The sequence below is a fragment of the Bacillus sp. PSXD-155 genome (assembly GCF_049310765.1).
In the GTDB taxonomy this organism is placed as follows: domain Bacteria; phylum Bacillota; class Bacilli; order Bacillales; family Bacillaceae_G; genus Bacillus_A; species Bacillus_A cereus.
The window spans coordinates 195,306-216,314 of record NZ_JBMOWC010000006.1 but is presented as its reverse complement, the minus strand read 5'-3'; the positions used below and the strand labels follow the sequence as shown (position 1 = coordinate 216,314).

Sequence of the window (21,009 nt, the reverse complement as noted above, 5' to 3'; positions counted from 1 at the left end):
CACTAGTATGGTATGTTACAATGATTTTATTTTCTAACAGTATATGCAAAATGAATAGCCTGTGCGATTCATACGATTTCACAAAAGGAGGTTTTCAATATGCTTTTTCGTAGCTACACCCCTCAGTTCTATAACGAAAACAAACAACTCATTCCTAATAGTATCGCTACGATAGAAAGCGTTATGATAAATAATCGAAAACAAACTCTCCTTATGCGTGGACAAAACGTAGAGCAACCTATTTTATTATGCTGTCACGGCGGACCTGGGATGGCACAAATCGGATTTATTCGCCATTTTCAAAAAGAATTAGAGAAGCAATTTATTGTTATTAATTGGGATCAGCGCGGGGCTGGTAAATCCTTTTCAATGAAAGATTTCGGAGCAAATTTCACAATTGAACAATTCGTTTCCGATGCAAAAGAAGTGATTCAATATGTACTTAAAAGGTTCAACAAACAAAAACTATTTCTCGCTGGTCATTCTTGGGGAAGTATTATTGGGCTTAACATAGCACATCAATATCCAAAGTATATCGAGGCTTACATCGGTATTGGGCAAATTGTACATATGAAACAAAATGAAGAATTGCTATATCAACATTTAATTCATTCTGCAAAAAAACATGATCATAAAAAAGCATTAGCTTCCCTTTTAAAATTAGGCAAACCACCATTTTTAGATACGAGACGTCTCATTATTCAAAGAAAGTGGCTTGGCACATTTGGAGGCGCAATCCAAAACGGATCTTCCTTTTCTTTCATACGAAAAGGTTTCTTTTCTCCTGAGTATACGCTATTAGATTGGTTCAAGTTTCTCGCAGGAAATTTAAAATCTGGCGTTTTATGGGAAGAAATGCTGACAATCGATTTCTTTTCTTCTATCTCAAGTTTATCTATTCCAGTTTATTTTTGTTCTGGTCGCTATGATTATCAAACTCCTTATGCACTTGTTCAGGAATATTGCGATATTATTGAAGCGCCTATAAAAAAGATGATTTGGTTCCCAAATTCAGCACATTCTCCTGATTTAGAAGAACCAGAATTATTCGCTAATTCTTTGCAATCAATTAAACAAGAGCTAGCTTTTCAGCATTAGTAACAAAAGGCTCTTTTACATTTCATAGAAAACATTTTATAATAATATGTCGCAAGTATGTATAAACATAGCAAAATGTTTCATATTTACTTGTCTTAACAGAATAAAAATTTAGGGAGATTACATTTATTATGAACGCTGTACTCGTCGCAGTAGCAATTATGCTATTGCTTAGTTTGTTACGTGTCCAGGTCATTGTCGCCATCATTGTTGGAGCTTTAACAGGCGGAATTATCGGCGGACTCGGTATTTCAGAAACGATTAACACTTTTACAACTGGTCTTGGAAACAGTGCTCCAATCGCTTTAAGTTATGCAATGCTTGGTGGTTTCGCTATTTCCCTTTCCAAAACAGGACTTCCAGATGCTATGATTCAAACTGCATTAAAATGGATTGGCAATGAACAAGACACGAAAAAACAAGTTTATTCTAAAATACTTATTTTATTCATTATTTTAACGATGGCTTGTTTCTCACAAAATGTGATTCCTGTTCACATTGCTTTCATCCCCATCTTAATTCCAGCACTTTTAAAAGTATTAAATGAGCTGAAAGTGGATCGCAGACTTGTCACATGTATTATTACATTTGGATTGATTACTCCTTATATGTGGATCCCTGCAGGATTCGGAAAAATTTATCATGACGTATTACAAACCAACGCTGCGCAAAGCGGCCTTACATTTGATGTCACACTTATTCCAAAAGCAATGACTATTCCAGCAATTGGTATGATTATTGGATTATGTGTAGCGGTATTCATTACGTACCGAAAACCTCGTACGTATGAAACAGAACAAATTCATACTACCGAAAATGAAATCGTTCCCTATACAAAACGTAGCATTACTTTCGGGTTATTATCTATCATTGCTACATTAACTGTTCAATTAACAACAGAATCAATGATTTTTGGTGCTTTAGCAGGTATTATCGTCTTATCGGTTAGCGGCAGTCTACCACTTAAAGAAGCAGATGCGATATTAACAAGCGGAATGCGTATGATGTCCTTTATTGGCTTTGTTATGATTGCTGCCGCTGGATTCGGCGCTGTTCTTCGAAAAACAGGACATGTTGAATCTCTGGTGCAAACGAGTGCACATATAATCGGAAATAATAAACCACTCGCTGCATTTCTTATGCTCGTTATTGGACTTCTCGTTACAATGGGAATTGGTTCATCCTTTTCAACCATCCCTATCTTAACAACCATTTTTGTACCTCTTTGCATTCAGCTTGGATTTAGTCCAATGGCCACAATTGCAATTATCGGTACAGCCGGAGCACTAGGTGACGCAGGATCTCCAGCATCGGATAGTACCCTTGGACCAACATCCGGTTTAAATGCTGATGGTCAGCACCATCATATATGGGATACATGTGTACCCACTTTTCTACATTACAATATACCGTTACTTATATTTGGTTTTATTGCCGCAATTACATTATAAAAAGGTGCGTATAAAACGCACCTTTTACTTTTTTATTTTTCCTTTTAATTGTTGAAAAGCTAATTTTCCATTATCTTTGACATAGCTTTCAATTGCCGGTAGTGATGAACCTATCCATTCACACTCTATGCTCCCATTAGGTCCAACAATTTTTAATTTATCTGGTATATGTATATTTAGAAATCTCGCTGACCGAATTAACTCAATAGCAATCTGATCACTTGAGGTTACAATTCCATCTATATACGGATTGTTTTGCAATAATGTAATAAATTGTTTATTTGTATACCCTTGTACACATTCTTCTCGATAAGAGATTCCTTCATCCCAAACAGCGTCTAAAAACCCTGCTATATAATCTTCCATTTCTTCACTTTCTTCTCCCTCACCGAAATATGCAAGAAAGTGACACCCTTTCTCTTTTAATAAAGAAACAGCTCTCTGTCCACTTTCATAATAATTTCTATGTGATTGTTGCTCATCGATCACAACAAACGGAAATGGAATTTCTCCTACACTTTTAAAAACTGCTCTCGTCAAAATAACACCTGCAATGTTATTTTGCTTCAGCATATGTATGTATCTATCTTTATTCTCTATATTACAAATAATGATTTGATAGCCTTCTTTATATGCTATTTCCTCAATACAATGTAGCAAAGTGATGTTTGATTGGTTACATAAATTATCTACAAGTAATGCAATTATCGTTGAATTCTCTTTAAATAGTGGCTTCGCTGCACTGTTTGGCCTATAACGTAATTCTTCAATTGCTTCCTTTACTTGTTTTACTGTGTCCTCATGAACGTATCCTTTTTCATTAATAACTCGTGAAACGGTTGCGACTGAAACACCTGCCAATTTTGCAACATCACGTATAGTTGCCACATCGTCACCCCTTAATATGGTAATAGATTACAATTTTACGGTAACCTAAATTACACTATCCGTCAAGATTAATAACTCATATTTCTGAAAATTGTTACATCATTTGACTAAATGATACTCCAACTGAATTTCATGTAAAATTGGGATATTATCATATCCAATACGTGGAATTTCTTTCTTTATTTTTCGTGCCTTCTCTACCGCATTCACATATAAATTAGTCATTACAAAATTACGTTTTTGGTAAAATCGTAACGCATTCATATTATCATTTGTTGTAATAAGCCAAACCTGTCTGCACCGCTCTTCTTCTGCAACTTGTAATACACAATCCACAAGTTTCGTCCCTATTCCTTTTCTTTCTTCAAAGCTATCTAGCGATACAATTTCACACATATTTCCGGTCACTTCATACGTTATAATTCCGATTATTCTGTCATCTGAGAGCGCAACAAATCCTGGCAACTCTTCTAACTGATGTCCCTTACCACGTGAAACCATCAATGAACTTCCCCAGTTCTTACACATGAACATTCGGATTGTTTCTTTCATCGCTGGCGTAATTTTTTGTATATGCAGCATTTCCTATTTCTCCCCTTTTATATCATTGTGATACAATATAAGTGTATCACATGTAACGGTATTTGGAGGATGAGGTAAAGTATGAAACGTTTTTTTGCAGCATTGTTTACTATACTAGGTGCAATAACTGCCCTTGGGATTTTCTTTACAAATAAAGTGATGTACTTAAAGAAAAAAACAGAGGAAGAAGTACTCGAAAGAGAAACGAAAAAACATTTTCGTATAGAGGATTTTGATGCTCTTCATAAAGAAGAAATTCATATCCCTTCACAATTCGGATACGACCTTCACGGATATTACATTCCTGCTGGTCATTCCAATAAGTTTATGGTTTTTTGCCACGGTGTAACTGTAAATAAAATAAACTCTGTAAAATATGCAAACTTATTCTTAAAAAGGGGATATAATGTCCTCATTTACGATCATCGTCGTCATGGTAAAACTGGCGGAAAAACAACAAGCTATGGATACTATGAAAAGCATGATTTGAAATCCGTAGTTGACTGGCTAAAAAACCGTTTTGGAACCAATATTACACTTGGTATTCATGGTGAATCTATGGGAGCCGCAACAATTCTTCAATACGCAGGACTTGTAGAAGATGGCGCTGATTTCTATATTGCAGATTGTCCTTTCTCTGATTTTCACGGACAATTACAGCACCGTTTAAAGGTTGAATTCCATTTACCAAAATGGCCTTTATTACCTTTAGCAAACGCATTTTTAAAAGTTCGTGACGGTTATACAATTCGTGAAGTTTCACCAATCGACTGTATAAAAAACATTAACAATCCCGTTCTCTTTATTCATAGTAAAGATGATGACTATATTTTAGCTGATATGACAAAAGCGTTATATGAAGCGAAAGAAAATAATAAGCAACTTTATATTGCAGAACACGGTGCACACGCTTGCTCTTATAACGAAAATAAAGAAGAGTACGAAGCAGCCATCGATCAATTTTTAAACACATATGTGAAAGAAACAAAAAACAGGCTTGCATAAGCCTGTTTTTTTATTGCGCTAAAACGTCTGTAACTTGTTCCATATTTTCAGAAATCCATTGCATTGCATCATCTAACGTTGGAAATTCTGTCGTTTGAAATGTTACTTCATCTTGAAGTAACCAAACATCCTTTACCTCTTGCCCTACACCTGCAATGGACCAATGTAACAAACTATATGGATGATTATCATTCAAAAATGATGCCCACGTGCGCTCATTTGCAATGTTTCGTAATGTATGTAATTGTTTATCCATCTCTCGTCACCTTACTCTAGTCAGTTATGAAAACTATTATAACACTCTCTTCTTTCTCAAACAAAGTGCTCTTTTTTCCCCGCTATTTGTGGGCAGTAAAACTCCCACCTCAAAATTCGGCTGAAACAAAGAAGTTAGGCGGGAGATTAACTGCCCCTAAAAGCCCGATTGGTTCAAATAATAATTAGTGGGGGATGCCTCCCCCACTAATTAAAGTTTCACTTTATATTGCCAAGCACTTCCCTTGATTATATGATGAAATTAAGCGTTTGGGAAGGAGGGATAACGTTGGCAAAAGTACAAATTAAAGTAAATGATAATGGCTCTTTTCGCGTTACAGGGGACGTAGAATTAGTCGACTCACAAGGGAATGTATTCCCAGCAAAACCGGCATTTTCTTTATGCCGTTGTGGTTTATCAAAAAATATGCCTTATTGCGACGCTTCGCATAAAGGTAAATTCGAGTCTGTTGTTAGAGCACCAGAGGCAGAATAATTTTACATGTGACATGCACATTTTTTTGTGCATGTTTTTTCTTTTTAGCAACTCCGTTATATCCCTTCTCCTTACAACATTTCTAATACTTTTATTTCCATTCCAGCCTACATATATTTTCACACAATTCTTCACATTCGAATATTTTTTACTAGCCTTTTATTTTTTTTGTGCTATAATTTGAGCAAACAGCATCCTTCGGGGTCGGGTGAAATTCCCAACCGGCGGTGATGAAGTGAAAACTTCTAAGTCCGTGACCCGTTTTCAACTCGAAAACGGTGGATCTAGTGAAACTCTAGGGCCGACAGTATAGTCTGGATGGGAGAAGGATATGTTTCTAGTTTTTTATATAGTGAATACACTTTTATTTCAGTATGCATATTTTTAAAGATTCATTTTGATTCTTTATATATGTTTAATTTTCTATACTTATTTTTTATACTGAAATAAAAAGAGACAACTAGCGTTTAAAAATTCGATATTTTGCTAGGTTTCTTTCCTATGCTTTCGTATTCAAACTATATTTCTAGAAATCACGTCTCCCAAACCCCAAGGATATTAAATCCTTGGGGTTTTTTGATTTTTTTAGGAGAGGTGAAGAAAATGACAGATCAAGAATATATGAGGATTGCCCTGCTGTTAGCAGAAGGAACATCAGGACAAACAAGTCCAAATCCTATGGTTGGTGCTGTTGTTGTAAAAGATGGAAACATCGTTGGTATGGGGGCTCATTTACGAGCTGGTGAAGAACACGCAGAAGTTCATGCCCTTCAAATGGCTGGTCAGAACGCCAAAGACGCTACCGTTTATGTAACACTGGAACCGTGTAGCCACTTTGGAAAAACACCACCTTGTTGTGAATTGCTCATCGAAAAAGGAGTTAAGCGTGTTGTAATTGCTACTCTCGATTGTAATCCGCTCGTTTCTGGTAACGGAAAAAGAAGATTAGAGGAAGCTAGAATTGAAGTAACTACCGGTGTTCTTGAAGCAGAAGCAGTTTTATTAAATCGCTACTTTTTTCACTACATGAAAACGAAACGCCCTTTTGTAACAATCAAAACAGCGATGAGCTTAGATGGAAAAACAGCAACTGTAACTGGTGAAAGTAAGTGGATTACAGGTGAAGAAGCACGTGCTGATGTTCACCAATATCGCCATATACATGATGCAATTCTTGTTGGAGTGAATACAGTTATAGCTGATAATCCTCATTTAACAACAAGAATTCCAAATGGTGGGAAACATCCTATTCGCGTTGTTTTAGATACCCATTTACGAACACCACCATCTTCTCATGTTATAACAGATGGTTTAGCACCGACATGGATTATTGTCGGTAAGGATGTAAAGAAAGAGAAGATATCTTCTTATGAATCTAAAAATATAGCTATATTCCAAATGGAAACGAAGCATATAGAAATCGAGGACCTTCTTTCCTTTCTTGGAGAAAAACAAATTCTTTCTCTATTCGTTGAAGGTGGCCAATCGATTCATGCAAGTTTCTTAAAAACAAACAATTTTAATGAAATTGTAACCTATATAAGCCCGAAATTAATTGGTGGGAAAGATGCTCCTACTTTATTTGGAGGAAATGGTTTTTCAAAATTACAAGATGCGCTTTCCTTGAAAATTCAAGAGATGAAACAAATTGGTGATGATATAAAAATCGTTGCGAATGCCCGAAACGAGGTGACAAAATGTTTACAGGAATTGTAGAAGAATTAGGAACGATAGCAAACATGCAACAAAGTGGAGAAGCGATGAAATTAACGATTCATGCAAAGAAAATTTTATCAGATGTTCACTTAGGTGATAGTATCGCGGTTAACGGTATTTGCTTAACTGTAACAAGCTTTACAACTACTTCATTTACAGTTGATGCAATGCCTGAAACGATGCAGTCGACATCACTTCGCATGCTTAAACCGCACTCTAAAGTAAATTTAGAGCGAGCAATGGCTGCAAACGGACGATTCGGTGGACATTTCGTTTCAGGACATATTGATGGCATCGGAACGATTTTAAATAAAAAACAACATTACAATGCCGTCTATTACAAAATAGCAATTTCTGATGAACTGCTGCGCTATTGTTTGCATAAAGGATCCATTGCTGTTGATGGAACGAGTTTAACGATATTTGATATAGACGAATCTTCCATAACGATTTCACTCATCCCGCACACAGTAAGCGAATCTGTCATTGGAGAAAAAAATGCCGGAGATATCGTAAACATTGAGTGTGACATGATTGGTAAATATATCGAACGCTTTATTACTAAACCTACAAAACGAGTAGGTTCAATGACTGAAAGCTTTTTACAAGAAAACGGATTTCTATAAGGGGGAAGCACAATGTTTCATCGTATTGAAGAAGCTCTAGAAGATTTAAAACAAGGTAAAGTCGTTATCGTATGTGATGATGAAAACCGAGAAAATGAAGGCGATTTTATTGCTTTAGCAGAGTACATTACACCAGAAACAATTAATTTTATGATTACACATGGCCGTGGTCTCGTTTGTGTACCGATTACAGCAGGGTACGCAGAACGTCTACAATTAGAACCAATGGTATCTCATAATACAGATTCACATCATACTGCGTTTACAGTGAGCATTGACCATGTTTCTACAACAACAGGGATTAGCGCTCACGAACGTGCAACTACGATACAAGAATTGTTAAACCCCGCATCAAAAGGCGCTGATTTCAATCGACCTGGACATATCTTTCCATTAATTGCGAAAGAAGGCGGTGTCCTGCGTCGTGCAGGTCATACAGAAGCTGCTGTTGATTTAGCGAAGCTATGCGGTGCCGAACCAGCTGGAGTTATTTGCGAGATTATAAATGAGGACGGCACGATGGCACGTGTACCTGATTTAATAGAATGCGCAAAACAATTTGATATAAAAATGATTACAATAGAAGATTTAATTGCTTACCGCCGCCATCATGAAACACTTGTGACGAGAGAGGTGGAAATTACATTACCTACAGATTTCGGTACTTTCCACGCAATTGGCTATTCTAACTCATTAGATACGAAAGAACATATCGCACTTGTAAAAGGTGATATTTCAATAGGTGAACCGGTACTTGTGCGTGTTCATTCTGAATGCTTAACAGGAGATGTATTCGGTTCACATCGCTGCGATTGCGGACCACAACTCCATGCAGCACTTGCTCAAATTGAGCGTGAAGGAAAAGGTGTTCTTCTTTATATGAGACAAGAAGGAAGAGGCATTGGGCTTCTTAATAAGCTTCGTGCTTATAAATTACAAGAAGAAGGATTCGATACTGTAGAAGCAAATGAAAAACTCGGCTTCCCTGCTGATCTTCGTGATTACGGTATCGGAGCACAAATATTAAAAGATTTAGGTTTACAAAGTTTACGATTATTAACGAATAACCCAAGAAAAATTGCTGGCTTACAAGGTTACGATTTAGAAGTAGTCGAGCGTGTACCGTTGCAAATGCCAGCAAAAGAAGAGAATAAATCGTATTTACAAACGAAATTAAACAAATTAGGACACTTACTAAACTTATAATTAAAGGAGAGATTTATTATGGTATTCGAAGGTCATTTAGTTGGTACAGGATTAAAAGTTGGAGTTGTTGTTGGACGTTTTAACGAATTTATTACAAGTAAGTTACTTGGCGGCGCTTTAGACGGATTAAAGCGTCACGGTGTAGAAGAAAATGATATTGATGTTGCTTGGGTTCCTGGTGCATTTGAAATTCCTTTAATCGCTAAAAAGATGGCTAGTAGCGGAAAGTATGATGCTGTTATTACATTAGGTACTGTAATCCGAGGTGCTACAACTCACTACGATTACGTTTGTAATGAAGTAGCAAAAGGTGTTGCGTCTTTATCACTACAAATGGACATCCCAGTTATTTTCGGCGTATTAACGACAGAAACAATTGAACAAGCGATTGAACGCGCAGGTACGAAAGCTGGTAATAAAGGATATGAATCAGCTGTTGCTGCAATTGAAATGGCTCACTTATCAAAACAATGGACATAAAAAAAGAGGCTGCGGCCTCTTTTTATTTTTTCACCTTTTTTTGTACATCTTTTATTAATTCATTCATCGTTTTTCCTTCTGTTTTTATATGAAGAGCTTGTGCTGTTCTCCATACATTCTCTCTTTTTTTCGCTTCTTCTATAATAGTAATTTCTTTTCTAACTTCCTTTAAATCTTTTCCTTCCGTTTTCAATCCAAAATGTTCAGCTTTCGTTCGAAAGTGTTGTTCGATTCTTTGTTGCATCTCTTTTTGTTCAGGATTTTCAGCAGCCTTAACTGGATCAGAACTTATTGCTTTTATTAAAATTAAACAAGTCATAATCGCTAATATGTATTTGTACATGTAAAATCCTCCAACCCAATATAAATTACATATTTACTATGTACAACTAGGGCTTGGAAAATTCGTCCACAAAAATTCTTTTTTCCGCTCAAAAACCAATAATATCAAGCGTTCACAACTATTTATTACATTTTATTTACAAAAAAAGCAAACCCTTTTACAAGTTTGCTTTTTCATCTATCTTATAATGCACATTCTTCAATCTCAAATCCTAAATCTGCAATCATACCCCAGTCCGCAGTCGGCTCTTGTCCAGCTGTCGTTAAGTAGTCCCCGACAAAAATAGAATTTGCTGCAAATAAACCGATTGGCTGTACAGAACGTAAATTGATTTCACGTCCTCCAGAAATACGAATTTCTTTTGTTGGGTTTACAAAACGCATCATTGCCAGTACTTTTAAACATTCTACTGGCGTTAACTCTTTTTGCCCTTCAAGAGGTGTCCCCTTTACAGCAACAAGGAAATTACAAGGGATAGAATCTGCATCTATACGTTGTAATTCAAATGCAATTTCAGCACGCTCTTCAATTGTTTCTCCCATGCCAAAAATCGCTCCAGAGCATGGAGAAATACCAGCTTGTTTTGCTTTTTGAACTGTATCAACACGATCATCATACGTATGAGTTGAACAAATACTATCGTAATTATTTTCATGTGTATTTAAGTTGTGGTTATAACGGTGCACGCCTGCTTCCGCTAAACGTCCTGCTTGATCTTCATTTAAGAAACCTAAACAACAACAAATCTTCAAGTCTGTCGTTTCACGAATTTCCTTAACTGCTCCAATTACGTGATTTACCTCTTTATCCGTCGGACGACGACCAGACGCTACAATACAATATGTACCTGCTTTACGGCGTATTGCTTCATGTGCCCCTTCTACAATCTTTTCCTGCGTTAACCATGCATATTTATCAATCGGTGCTTCTGAAATAATAGACTGTGAGCAATATCCACAATCTTCAGGACATAATCCAGATTTCGTATTAATAATCATATTCAATTTTACTTTCTTACCAAAGTGATGATGACGAATGATGTAAGCTGCATTCATAATTTCTAGAACTTCTGTATCATCAGCTTCTAATATCGCTATTGCATCTTCTTTCGTAATCATCTTCTCTTCCACTACGTCGTATGCAAGTTTTTTCCAATCCCTTTTTGTTTGTACTTGTTTCATTTCATCTCTTCCCCTCTTTTGTTATATGCATAAATAAAGCATGATACGTTGCCTTTATCCCTTCATTTCCCGTGAAGTCTCTTTCGTATATGCGCAGCATCGCACGAAAGAGTGAGGGACTTTGACAATATGATCCTTCATTGCTATTAGTCGCTCCTACTTTTCGAATAGAATGTAGAAACTCCTTAACTTCTGTAAAACTCTCTATGTAACATGTTTCAGAAACATGCACATCCCCTGTTTCTATCTTGCATATATGAAGCAACTGATCTTTCGAATAAAAACGTTGACCAATCGATGTTTCATTTTTTATATTTCTTTCTTCTTTCGCACGTTGGAACGAAGCATGCAATTCTTGAAATGTTTCATGTCCAAACGTTGAAAAGAGTAATATCCCATCTATAGACAAATGTTGAAATAAATTTCTTAACACTTGTTGTAAATTATTTAACCATTGAAATGTAGCATTTGAAATAATGACATCATATGATTCTTCTAATCGTAATCGCTCAATATCTTCACAGTGAAACGTTACATTTTTTACATTTTGTCTAGTTTGCGCAATTGCAATCATACTTTCAGCAAAATCAACTGCTGTAATATGTGCTTTCGGAAATAACTTTGATAATTGCTCTGTTACATACCCCGTCCCGCACCCCAGTTCTAAAATACGTATTGATGCCGTTTCACTATATCGTTCCTTTAAGATTGAAAGTAATGAATGTGCCATCTTTTTTTGTACATTTGCATATCGATCGTAAGATACGGCTGCCCCATTAAACCGTTTTTGTAGTAACGTTTTGTTGATCATGTCGTATCCCCTCTATAAATTGAATTATTTCATTTGCGCAATATTCAAAATTCGTCACACATAACGCATGCCCTGCATCACTTACTACTTTCAGCTCGCTGCTGCTATTCTCCGTCATACTACGTGCCGCAGACAATGGGCATATTACATCCTGTTCTCCGTGAATAAGTAGTATAGGTACTTTAATTTCTTTTAGTTCTTCTCTCATATCTGTTTCTATTAAATAATCCAAACCTAGTTGTAAAGACTGAATAGAATCACCTTTAAAACGGTCTACAATGTCTTCAAAGTTTTTATTCTCTTTTAGCTCATCTTTCGTAAACATATTTTCATAAAACCGCTTGAGCGTATCTTCTTTCCTTCTCGCCAAATTCCTTTTCAGCCGTTCTACATGCAAAGCATTCCATCCGTTACTGTAGTCGCTCGTATTTGTAAATTTAGCAGTACCACCAATTAATACGATGCCTTTTGCCTGAATCTTTTTATAAGCTTCAACTGCTGCTAACGCTCCTAGTGACCATCCAACTAAAATTACGTTGTCATTATGCGCTACATCTACAATTCGTTCCGCAAATTCACTTCGTTCTTTCACATTACGCCAATCTATGCTTTGAACAGGGTATCCTTTAAAATACGGAAATACTAAATCCCAAATATTCTCTTCCATTCCCCATCCTGGGATAAAAATAATCTTTAGCTCGTTCATACGAAAATCTCCTCTTCTTTCGCAATGTTAATAATTCGATCAATAGCCCATTTTAAATCATCTATTGTATGTTGCGATGTAACTGCAAAGCGAATTCGAGAGCTATGAACCGGCACAGTTGGCGGACGAATTGCAATAGCCGCAATCCCTGCCTCTTGCAACCTTTTACTAAATCGTAAAGCATGTTCATTTGAACCGACTACAATCGGTACAATATGAGTTGAACTATTCCCAATATCAAAACCAGCATCCCTTAATTTAGTTCTGAAGTATTCTCCGTTTGCTATAAGGTTCTCTCTTCTTTCGTTATCTTCTTTTACAATTTCAATTGCTTTTTGCACTGCTCCTAACGTACTTGGTGGTAAAGCTGTAGTAAAAATAAAGCTTCTCATCATATTTTGTAAATACTCTATATAAATTTCATCACCTGTCAAATACGCACCATAACACCCTAAAGCCTTGCTAAACGTCCCCATATGTATATCAATTTTTTGAGCAAGATTTTTTTCTATATGAGATAACCCAGCTCCGCCGATTCCATATATTCCACTCGCATGTGCTTCATCGACTATAATGATTGCCCCGTATTTCTCTTTCAGCTGTACTAAATCTCTCAAATAAGCAGTATCACCATCCATACTAAAAACGGTATCAGTTACGATTAATTTCCGCTTTTCAGGTGACGCTGTTTTCAACAGCTTCTCTAAATGATCCAAATCATTATGACGATACCTTTTATGCTCTGCCCCGCTTAATATGATTCCATCAACAATACTTGCGTGATTTAACTTATCACTAAAAACAATATCGTGCCGAGAGGCTAAAGAAGATATGGCACCTATATTTGCCGTATACCCACTATTTACAATTAAAGCTCTTTCAGTACCTTTCCAGTCACATATGCTTCTCTCAACCTCTTCATATAATGGATGATTTCCTACAACGAGACGAGAGGCAGTCGCTCCAGTTCCACATCTTTTTGTACAGGCAATAGCAGCTTCTTTTAACCTTTCATCTCCAGCTAACCCTAAATAATTATTTGACGCTAAATTTAACATCCTTTTTTTATCTCGAATAAGCCAAGTCTCTTCTGCCTTCTCTGTTACATATAAATTTCGATACTGCCCTTGCTCATGTAATTGTTGTAATTTAGATTGAAGATGCGCCCGCCACGTTTGATTCATTTTGGATAAACTCCTCTAATTTTGAAATCATAATATATTCTTTTGCAGATTCCAATACTTCTTCTTTCGTAAACTCACCTTCAAAGAATGGTAATAATCCTAAAACTGGTACCCCGCTCAGCTCTTCAATCATCTCTTTATTTTCTTGCACTCTTTCCATTTCACATTCTTTGCAACCTGATAAAATGACACCCGCTACGGTTAAGCCATGCGCCTTTGCGTAAGCAATCGTTAACACTGTATGATTTACTGTTCCTAATGTAGGACGAGCTACTACAATAAGAGGCAACTGTAATTCTGTTGCAAAATCTATTACTAAAGCATCTTCTGTATATGGGACAGCAAGCCCACCTGCTCCTTCTACAAATAAGCTATTAAACTCTTTTAATAGTTCATTATAGTAATCAGTAATTTCTTTTAACTTTACTACTCTTCCAGCTCTTTTCATGGCAAGTCTCGGAGCAAGTGGTTCTTCAATAGAATAAGGGCAAATTTCATTTTCTTGTGTCGGTACACCTGATAGTACTTTTAACCTTGCCGCATCTCCCTCAGGGTTTGATGCAACATGCCCACTTTGTAACGGTTTATATACCCCTACGTTATATCCTAATTCTCTAAATACACCTGCTATAGCACCTGCAACTACTGTTTTTCCAACTTCAGTATCAGTTGCTGTTATGAAAAAACCACTCATTATTCTCCCTCCGTAACATCTGAGATTGCCTTATATAAAATGCGTAACATATCATCAATCTCTTCAAAAGTAGAAGCAAGTGGTGGCATAAATACAATCGTGTTACCTAGCGGTCGTAAAATCATACCCAGCTCTCTTGAGCGTTTACATACTTGAACACCGACTCTTTCTGTCCAGTCAAACGCTTCTTTCGTTTCCTTATTCTTCACAAGCTCAATACCAACCATTAATCCGCACTGACGAATATCACCTACATGTTTATACACAAAGAGCTTTTCTAATTGCGCTGTCACATAATCCGTTTTACGTGCCACTTCTTCTATTAAATTTGTTTTTTCATATAGTTCTAGATTCGCGATTGCTACGGCACACCCTAACGGATTACCTGTGTAGCTATGTCCATGGAAAAATGTTTTTTGTTCTTCATATTCTCCTAAGAAGGCATTATATATTTCATCTGTCGTTACCGTAACTGCAATTGGTAAATATCCACCTGTTAAACCTTTCCCAGCAGTTAAAATGTCTGGCGTCACATTTTCATGTTCACACGCAAACATTTTCCCTGTACGCCCAAATCCAGTCGCTACCTCATCTGTAATAAATAATACATTGTACTTTGTACATAAATCGCGCAGTCCTTTTAAATATCCTTTTGGCATTGTAATCATTCCGCCAGCACCTTGCATTAATGGCTCTACAATGATGGCAGCTACTTCTTCATGCTTTTCTTTCAACAATTCTTCCATTTCTTCTAAATGGCTTTTTACAATTTCCTCCTTATTATTTCCGTAAGGAGAACGATATGTATATGGATACGGCATTTTAATCGCATCAAATAAGAGCGAACTATACACTTGGTGAAACAAGTCTATTGCTCCTACTGAAACAGCTCCAATTGTATCACCGTGATATGCTTCTTTTAATGTAACGAATCTTTGTTTCTTTGTTTTCCCTTTATGCTGCCAATATTGGAAAGCCATCTTAATTGCAATTTCAACAGCGGTAGAACCTGAATCAGAATAGAATACCTTCTTCAATCCATCTGGTACAACCTCAATAATTTTTTCTGCTAATAAAATAGATGGAACGTTAGCAAGTCCTAACATAGTAGAATGAGCAATTTTATTTAATTGCTCACGAATTGCTTCATCTAATTCCGGTACTTGATGTCCGTGAACATTTAACCATATAGATGAAACACCATCCCAATATTCATTACCATTTACATCGTATAGTTTTCTTCCCTCTCCACGTTCAATAATGACAGGATCTTCTTCTAAATAATCTTTCATTTGTGTAAATGGGTGCCATACGTAAGCTTTATTTTTCTCTGCTAATTCTTCATATGTATAAGATGATTTTTCAATCGTTCTACTATTTATTGTCACAATTGTCACCCCTAATGTTAACTTGTTTATAAATATAGTTAACATTAAATCCGAATGACTGTCAATTATTTTAAAATCAAATAGTTCTTAAAAAAGAACAACTTATCATACGATAAGTTGTTCTACTTTCCATGCTGTATCTTTCCAATTTCTAAAATAATTTCTTCATCTTTTTTCCCCTCTGTATCAATTCCAAGTTGCTTCGCATGCTCAATTAATAAATCATGACGCTGCTCAAATCTAGCCTTATTTACTTCTTTCGTAATTTCTTCTTTTGTTTTCCCATCACTAGAAACCCCTAGTTTCGTAGCTGCTTTCTCCATCGACTTCTTCTCTTCCGCTTCTTTCGCTTTCTTCACTTCTGACTGCTGTACTTGCTTTTGCTTCGCTTGCTCTGATTCAGCTGCAAAAACTGTGTAAATGCCAGCACTTCCGCCAATGACTAGTAAGGTGGTAAAAAGAATTATTTTTTTCTTCACTCTTTCCTCCCCTTTCAAATTCATTATAACGCACATTTTTTAGTGTTAAAACCTATCTCCTTTATTTCCCTAAAAAAATATCACATATTTTTATTGACATGTATGATGAATATATGATAAAAATTTAACTAACATCATATGAATCGGCGTTGATAGGATTTAGTAGTATTTCGATTTCTGATTTCAGAGAGCTGGTGGTCGGTGCGAACCAGTACAGAGCGAATTATGAATTACCCCCTGGAGCTTCTTTTACGAAACGTGAGGAGTAGTGAAAGACGGTTATAGACCGTTATGTCTAAAGAGTGGTGAAACGACACTGTTTCACAATTTAGGGTGGTACCGCGAATTTTTCGTCCCTGCATATATTGCAGGGGCGTTTTTTATTTTATAAGCGCATATCATATAACCCTTTATTTTGTGACGCATTCATTTCACAAGCTAGGGTGGTACCGCGATTTCTTCGTCCCTGCATAATTATATGCAGGGACGTTTTTTTATCCAATCATTTCCGTATCATATAGAAGGACTAACAATTACCGTTAATTTGTCACAAAATTCTAAATTTTAGAAGGAAATATGCAATATTGGCGAATTTTATATAAAAAAGAGCTATTTTACATTACTTAGGAGGGGAAAACAATGGTTTCAAAAATTGAGTCTGTTCTTTTAACAATTTTTATCTTTTTCTGTATTGGTTTTAGTGTTATTCAATTAGAAGTTTCACCACACATCCCAATTTTATTTGGTATCGTTCTTTTATTAGCATTTGGATTCCTGAAGAGAATCTCTTGGTCTACTATGGAGAAAGGGATGATTAGTAGTATTTCAGCTGGTATTCCATCTATATTTATTTTCTTACTTGTAGGCGTATTAATTAGCGTTTGGATCGCAGCTGGAACTATTCCGACTTTAATGGTATACGGCTTCCAGCTTGTATCTCCAAAAATTTTCGTTCCAACTGTTTTTGTTGTTTGTGCAATTGTTGGAACGAGTATCGGTAGTGCTTTTACAACTGCTGCAACTGTAGGACTTGCTTTTATGGGAATGGGTACTGCCCTTGGATACGATCCAGCTCTTATTGCTGGTGCAATTATTTCTGGTGCATTCTTCGGAGATAAAATGTCTCCTTTATCTGATACAACAAACTTAGCGCCTGCTGTAACGGGTGTAGATTTATTTGAACATATTCGTAACATGCTTTGGACAACAGTTCCAGCTTTCATTATTGCTTTTATCGCATTTTTCATTTTAGGAAGCGGATCTGGTGGAAACGTTGATTTCTCAGCATTTATTAACACACTAGAAAAAAATGCAACGATTTCTATCGTTACACTGATTCCTATTTTATTACTGTTCCTATTCGCATTTAAAAAGGTACCCGCAGTTCCAACATTACTTGCAGGAATTGTGGTAGGAATTATTATTCTCTTTATTTTTAAACCTAGCACTTCTTTAGCTGATTTAATTAAAATTATGCAAGACGGTTACGTTTCTAAAACTGGTATCAAAGATATTGATAGCTTATTATCTCGCGGTGGCCTGCAAAGTATGATGATGTCAATTGCTCTTATTTTCCTAGCTCTTTGTATGGGAGGATTATTACAAGGAATGGGTATTATAGCGCAGCTGATGAATATTATCTCTAGCTTCGTAAAAACTAGTACACGCTTAATTATTTCTACTGCTTCAACTGCAATTGGTGTAAACTTCTTACTTGGTGAGCAGTACTTATCCATCGTTTTAACAGGACAAGCATTTGCTAATAAATACGATGAAGTCGGTTTAGAACGTCGTAATTTATCACGAGTATTAGAAGATGCTGGTACAGTAATTAATCCACTCGTACCATGGGGTGTAAGTGGCGTATTCTTAACAAACGTTCTTAGCGTTCCAACATTCGATTATCTGCCATACGCAATCTTCTGTTTAGCATGTCCAGTCGTAACCATTATTGTCGGTTTTACTGGATTCGGTCTTTCATGGAAAAAAGAAAAAGCAGTACCAGTTTCATAATATAACAAAAAGGATTACCAAATCGGTAATCCTTTTTATATTTCTTGACTATCTATTCGCTTTCTTTCTTCTAAATAACATAAGTAATCCCGCTCCAACAAATGCAAGACCAGCTCCAATTGTAGTAGCAATACTTGCACCTGTTTTCGGTAAATCACGTTCATCTTTTTCAGCTTCTTTATTTTCACTTACAGTTGTTGTTTCTTTTGTATTTTGATCATCTGTTGTAGTTTGTCCAGATCCAGTATTGTTTCCATCTTGCTTTGGTTCATTACCATTATTACCTTCTTCTGTTGGTGGTGTTGGGTTTTCTCCATTACCTGTTGGCGGTGTCGTTGGGTTTTCTCCATCACCTTTCGGTGGTGTCGTCGGATTTTCTCCACCACCTGTTGGCGGTGTTGTTGGATTTCCTTCACCAGTTTCTTTATCATCATTTTTCTTCGTTATATCAATTGCATATTTCGCAAATTCATTTTCAGATTGTCCAACATATGAAATCTTTCCATCTTTCTTTATATACTTTTGTGCATTTGGTGAAGAATCAAATGTTGTATTTAATTTATCTGCAACAATCGGTTTAAATGTCCAATTTTGATCAGCTGCTGAATCAATATCTTTTATTTTTTGCATATACTTCACAATGATTTGACGTGTTTCATCTTGTGATTGGTATACAACTTCCCCTTTACTTACACCTGGGAACGTTTGGCTACTTCCACGATAGTTATTTGTAGCGACGATGAACTCTTGCTTGTCAGCTACTGGCTTACCTTCATATGTCATATTTACAATACGATTAGCATTTGCATTTACAACTTTTCCATCTTTATCGTATTTCGCCGGTTGTGTTACATCAATTTCGTATTTTAAGCCATCTAAAATATCGAAGTTATATGTAGGATAGCCTATATTTACTAACGGCTGTTCTTCTGTTTTCTTTGGATCAATTTGATTAAACTGACCTGCAGACATTTCAAGCCATTCTTTCACTTGTGCCCCATTTACTTTTACAGCATATAACGTATTTGGATACACGTATAAATCTGCAACGTTTTTAATTGCTAACGTTCCAGCTGGAATATCAGTATAATATGTCGCACCGTTTCGGCCACCTGCTTTAAATGGTGCTCCTGCAGATAAAACTGGAATATCTTTAATCTTTTCGTATTCTGGTTTTTTAAGTTCTTGTTCTACATACCATTTTTGCGCATTTGTCACAATTTGTACGGAAGGATCATCTTGTACTAATGAAAAATAACTATTAATTGGTGCTTTCGTTTCACCTACATGTGTATTTACATATTCGATTGTCTTTTCATGTTCATCTTTAATTTCATTAACTAATTTTTGATCAGATGCTACTAATGGATTACCTTTACTATCAGCAATCGGACGAAGTTGCGGCTTAGACTGATCTTTTTGCACTTCCCATTTTCCGTTTACCTTTTTCAATTGCATATCAATAATACCTAAGTTACTACCAAAAACACCCGGCATTACAACTGGAACACCATTAAATACATCCTTCACTTCAGTATGTGAATGTCCCATTAATACTGCATTTACGCCAGGAACTTCTGTCGCTAAATAAAACGATGAATTTTCCATTCCTTCGTTGTATCCACTCTTATCAACACCTGAATGCGCTAGTGCAACTATAATATCCGCACCTTGCGCCTTCATTTCCGGAACTAATTTTTTCGCTGTTTGCACAATATCTTTTGCTTTTACTTGTCCTTCTAAATTCGCTTTATCCCAATTCATAATTTGTGGTGGAACAAATCCCATTACACCAATTTTCACTATTTGTTTTTGGCCTGCTTCATCCACTACTTCTTTCTCTAAAATATGATATGGTTTATCAAAGTAATGCTTGTCATTCTCATCATTACCATCATGGTCATCTATATAGACATTCGAGTTAATAACCGGGAAATCCGTTTTTTTAATCACTTTTTTTAAATACTCTAAACCGTAGTTAAATTCATGATTCCCAAGAGAGATGACGTCATACTTCATTAAATTCATTACACGATATAATGGATGTGTATAACTAGGATCCACAGGATTCTTCGGATCTTTTATTTTATTTGCTACATAATCTCCAAGTGGTGTCCCTTGTAATGCATCCCCATCATCAAATAGGACAGAGTTCTTCACTTCTTCACGTGCTTTATTAACGAGTGTTGCCGTTTGTACGAGACCTACTTTATTATCTGTTTTCGTTTGATAATAATCGTAATTCATTAAGTTAACGTGAATATCTGATGTTTCCAGAATTCGTAAGTTAACTGTACTCTCCCCAGTGTTCTCATCTGCATGAGCTGTTGCTGGCATTACTTGCGGTGCTATAACACCAATCGCAAGAGTTGCTCCAGCTAGCATTTTTTTTGACTTTTTCACAAAA

At 36.2% G+C, this 21,009-nt stretch carries 21 protein-coding genes, 1 riboswitch and 1 other annotated feature; of the genes, 9 read left to right on the top strand and 12 right to left on the bottom strand.

Going from position 1 to position 21,009, the window contains the following annotated elements:
• The first annotated feature begins 99 nt into the window (after nucleotides 1-99).
• Both ACO6VI_RS09335 and ACO6VI_RS09330 read left to right on the top strand, forming a co-directional pair.
• Nucleotides 100-1,098 (top strand): alpha/beta fold hydrolase, encoded by a 999-nt coding sequence (locus ACO6VI_RS09335; protein WP_000898973.1) that lies wholly within the window; start codon nucleotides 100-102, stop codon nucleotides 1,096-1,098.
• A gap of 131 nt (nucleotides 1,099-1,229) precedes the next feature.
• Nucleotides 1,230-2,549, top strand: a complete 1,320-nt coding sequence (locus tag ACO6VI_RS09330) for a Na+/H+ antiporter family protein (RefSeq protein ID WP_000994810.1) — start codon at nucleotides 1,230-1,232, stop codon at nucleotides 2,547-2,549.
• A gap of 24 nt (nucleotides 2,550-2,573) precedes the next feature.
• On the opposite strand, the gene ACO6VI_RS09325 is transcribed toward ACO6VI_RS09330, so the two are convergent.
• Nucleotides 2,574-3,437: a LacI family DNA-binding transcriptional regulator gene (locus ACO6VI_RS09325; protein WP_023522965.1), complete on the bottom strand. Its 864-nt coding sequence runs from the start codon at nucleotides 3,435-3,437 to the stop codon at nucleotides 2,574-2,576.
• A gap of 99 nt (nucleotides 3,438-3,536) precedes the next feature.
• Nucleotides 3,537-4,019, bottom strand: a complete 483-nt coding sequence (locus ACO6VI_RS09320) for a GNAT family N-acetyltransferase (protein WP_063548584.1) — start codon at nucleotides 4,017-4,019, stop codon at nucleotides 3,537-3,539.
• A gap of 81 nt (nucleotides 4,020-4,100) precedes the next feature.
• On the opposite strand from ACO6VI_RS09320, the gene ACO6VI_RS09315 reads away from it, so the two are divergent.
• Nucleotides 4,101-5,024: an alpha/beta hydrolase gene (locus ACO6VI_RS09315; protein WP_000819228.1), complete on the top strand. Its 924-nt coding sequence runs from the start codon at nucleotides 4,101-4,103 to the stop codon at nucleotides 5,022-5,024.
• Between the two features lie 10 nt (nucleotides 5,025-5,034).
• Here the strand turns inward: ACO6VI_RS09315 and ACO6VI_RS09310 are convergent, their stop codons facing one another.
• Nucleotides 5,035-5,280 (bottom strand): DUF2552 family protein, encoded by a 246-nt coding sequence (locus ACO6VI_RS09310; RefSeq protein ID WP_000360796.1) that lies wholly within the window; start codon nucleotides 5,278-5,280, stop codon nucleotides 5,035-5,037.
• A gap of 288 nt (nucleotides 5,281-5,568) precedes the next feature.
• Here ACO6VI_RS09310 and ACO6VI_RS09305 point away from each other — a divergent pair, with 288 nt between their 5' ends.
• The 5 genes from ACO6VI_RS09305 (at nucleotide 5,569) to ribH (ending at nucleotide 9,803) form a co-directional block, all read left to right on the top strand.
• Nucleotides 5,569-5,775: a CDGSH iron-sulfur domain-containing protein gene (locus tag ACO6VI_RS09305; RefSeq protein WP_001151582.1), complete on the top strand. Its 207-nt coding sequence runs from the start codon at nucleotides 5,569-5,571 to the stop codon at nucleotides 5,773-5,775.
• A 190-nt stretch (nucleotides 5,776-5,965) separates the two neighbouring features.
• Nucleotides 5,966-6,109: riboswitch (FMN riboswitch) on the top strand.
• A 269-nt stretch (nucleotides 6,110-6,378) separates the two neighbouring features.
• Nucleotides 6,379-7,491, top strand: coding sequence for a bifunctional diaminohydroxyphosphoribosylaminopyrimidine deaminase/5-amino-6-(5-phosphoribosylamino)uracil reductase RibD (gene ribD / locus ACO6VI_RS09300; RefSeq protein ID WP_153592010.1), 1,113 nt, complete (start codon nucleotides 6,379-6,381; stop codon nucleotides 7,489-7,491).
• Nucleotides 7,473-8,117 carry a riboflavin synthase subunit alpha gene (ribE, locus tag ACO6VI_RS09295; RefSeq protein ID WP_000493907.1) on the top strand — a complete coding sequence of 215 codons (645 nt, stop codon included), beginning with the start codon at nucleotides 7,473-7,475 and terminating at the stop codon, nucleotides 8,115-8,117. The genes ribD and ribE overlap by 19 nt, the downstream gene beginning before the upstream one ends.
• Before the next feature lie 12 nt (nucleotides 8,118-8,129).
• Nucleotides 8,130-9,323: a bifunctional 3,4-dihydroxy-2-butanone 4-phosphate synthase/GTP cyclohydrolase II gene (gene ribBA / locus ACO6VI_RS09290; protein ID WP_088020469.1), complete on the top strand. Its 1,194-nt coding sequence runs from the start codon at nucleotides 8,130-8,132 to the stop codon at nucleotides 9,321-9,323.
• Between the two features lie 18 nt (nucleotides 9,324-9,341).
• Nucleotides 9,342-9,803 carry a 6,7-dimethyl-8-ribityllumazine synthase gene (gene ribH / locus ACO6VI_RS09285; protein WP_000230896.1) on the top strand — a complete coding sequence of 154 codons (462 nt, stop codon included), beginning with the start codon at nucleotides 9,342-9,344 and terminating at the stop codon, nucleotides 9,801-9,803.
• 22 nt (nucleotides 9,804-9,825) lie between these two features.
• Here the strand turns inward: ribH and ACO6VI_RS09280 are convergent, their stop codons facing one another.
• The 8 genes from ACO6VI_RS09280 to ACO6VI_RS09245 form a co-directional block, all read right to left on the bottom strand.
• Complete coding sequence (locus ACO6VI_RS09280; protein ID WP_000280032.1) at nucleotides 9,826-10,146, bottom strand: hypothetical protein; 321 nt, start codon at nucleotides 10,144-10,146, stop codon at nucleotides 9,826-9,828.
• 182 nt (nucleotides 10,147-10,328) lie between these two features.
• The gene (bioB, locus tag ACO6VI_RS09275) at nucleotides 10,329-11,327 is read right to left on the bottom strand and encodes a biotin synthase (protein ID WP_000815858.1); all 999 of its coding nucleotides are present in this window, start codon (nucleotides 11,325-11,327) and stop codon (nucleotides 10,329-10,331) included.
• Nucleotide 11,328: 1 nt separating this feature from the next.
• On the bottom strand, nucleotides 11,329-12,138 hold the full coding sequence (bioC, locus tag ACO6VI_RS09270; RefSeq protein WP_078400485.1) for a malonyl-ACP O-methyltransferase BioC: 810 nt from the start codon (nucleotides 12,136-12,138) through the stop codon (nucleotides 11,329-11,331).
• Complete coding sequence (locus tag ACO6VI_RS09265) at nucleotides 12,104-12,844, bottom strand: alpha/beta fold hydrolase (protein WP_001004157.1); 741 nt, start codon at nucleotides 12,842-12,844, stop codon at nucleotides 12,104-12,106. The genes bioC and ACO6VI_RS09265 overlap by 35 nt, the downstream gene beginning before the upstream one ends.
• Nucleotides 12,841-14,028 carry an 8-amino-7-oxononanoate synthase gene (bioF, locus tag ACO6VI_RS09260; protein WP_161520081.1) on the bottom strand — a complete coding sequence of 396 codons (1,188 nt, stop codon included), beginning with the start codon at nucleotides 14,026-14,028 and terminating at the stop codon, nucleotides 12,841-12,843. The genes ACO6VI_RS09265 and bioF overlap by 4 nt, the downstream gene beginning before the upstream one ends.
• Nucleotides 13,994-14,722 carry a dethiobiotin synthase gene (bioD, locus tag ACO6VI_RS09255; RefSeq protein ID WP_000012479.1) on the bottom strand — a complete coding sequence of 243 codons (729 nt, stop codon included), beginning with the start codon at nucleotides 14,720-14,722 and terminating at the stop codon, nucleotides 13,994-13,996. The genes bioF and bioD overlap by 35 nt, the downstream gene beginning before the upstream one ends.
• On the bottom strand, nucleotides 14,722-16,155 hold the full coding sequence (gene bioA / locus ACO6VI_RS09250) for an adenosylmethionine--8-amino-7-oxononanoate transaminase (protein ID WP_003292002.1): 1,434 nt from the start codon (nucleotides 16,153-16,155) through the stop codon (nucleotides 14,722-14,724). Before bioA ends, bioD begins: the two co-directional genes overlap by 1 nt.
• Nucleotides 16,156-16,232: 77 nt before the next feature.
• On the bottom strand, nucleotides 16,233-16,589 hold the full coding sequence (locus tag ACO6VI_RS09245) for a hypothetical protein (RefSeq protein ID WP_161520080.1): 357 nt from the start codon (nucleotides 16,587-16,589) through the stop codon (nucleotides 16,233-16,235).
• A gap of 140 nt (nucleotides 16,590-16,729) precedes the next feature.
• Nucleotides 16,730-16,950 (top strand) — a binding site (T-box leader).
• A gap of 278 nt (nucleotides 16,951-17,228) precedes the next feature.
• On the opposite strand from ACO6VI_RS09245, the gene nhaC reads away from it, so the two are divergent.
• Nucleotides 17,229-18,602 (top strand): Na+/H+ antiporter NhaC, encoded by a 1,374-nt coding sequence (gene nhaC, locus ACO6VI_RS09240; RefSeq protein ID WP_000253736.1) that lies wholly within the window; start codon nucleotides 17,229-17,231, stop codon nucleotides 18,600-18,602.
• A 48-nt stretch (nucleotides 18,603-18,650) separates the two neighbouring features.
• Here the strand turns inward: nhaC and cpdB are convergent, their stop codons facing one another.
• Nucleotides 18,651-21,005 carry a bifunctional 2',3'-cyclic-nucleotide 2'-phosphodiesterase/3'-nucleotidase gene (gene cpdB, locus ACO6VI_RS09235; RefSeq protein ID WP_161520078.1) on the bottom strand — a complete coding sequence of 785 codons (2,355 nt, stop codon included), beginning with the start codon at nucleotides 21,003-21,005 and terminating at the stop codon, nucleotides 18,651-18,653.
• Between the last annotated feature and the right edge of the window lie 4 nt (nucleotides 21,006-21,009).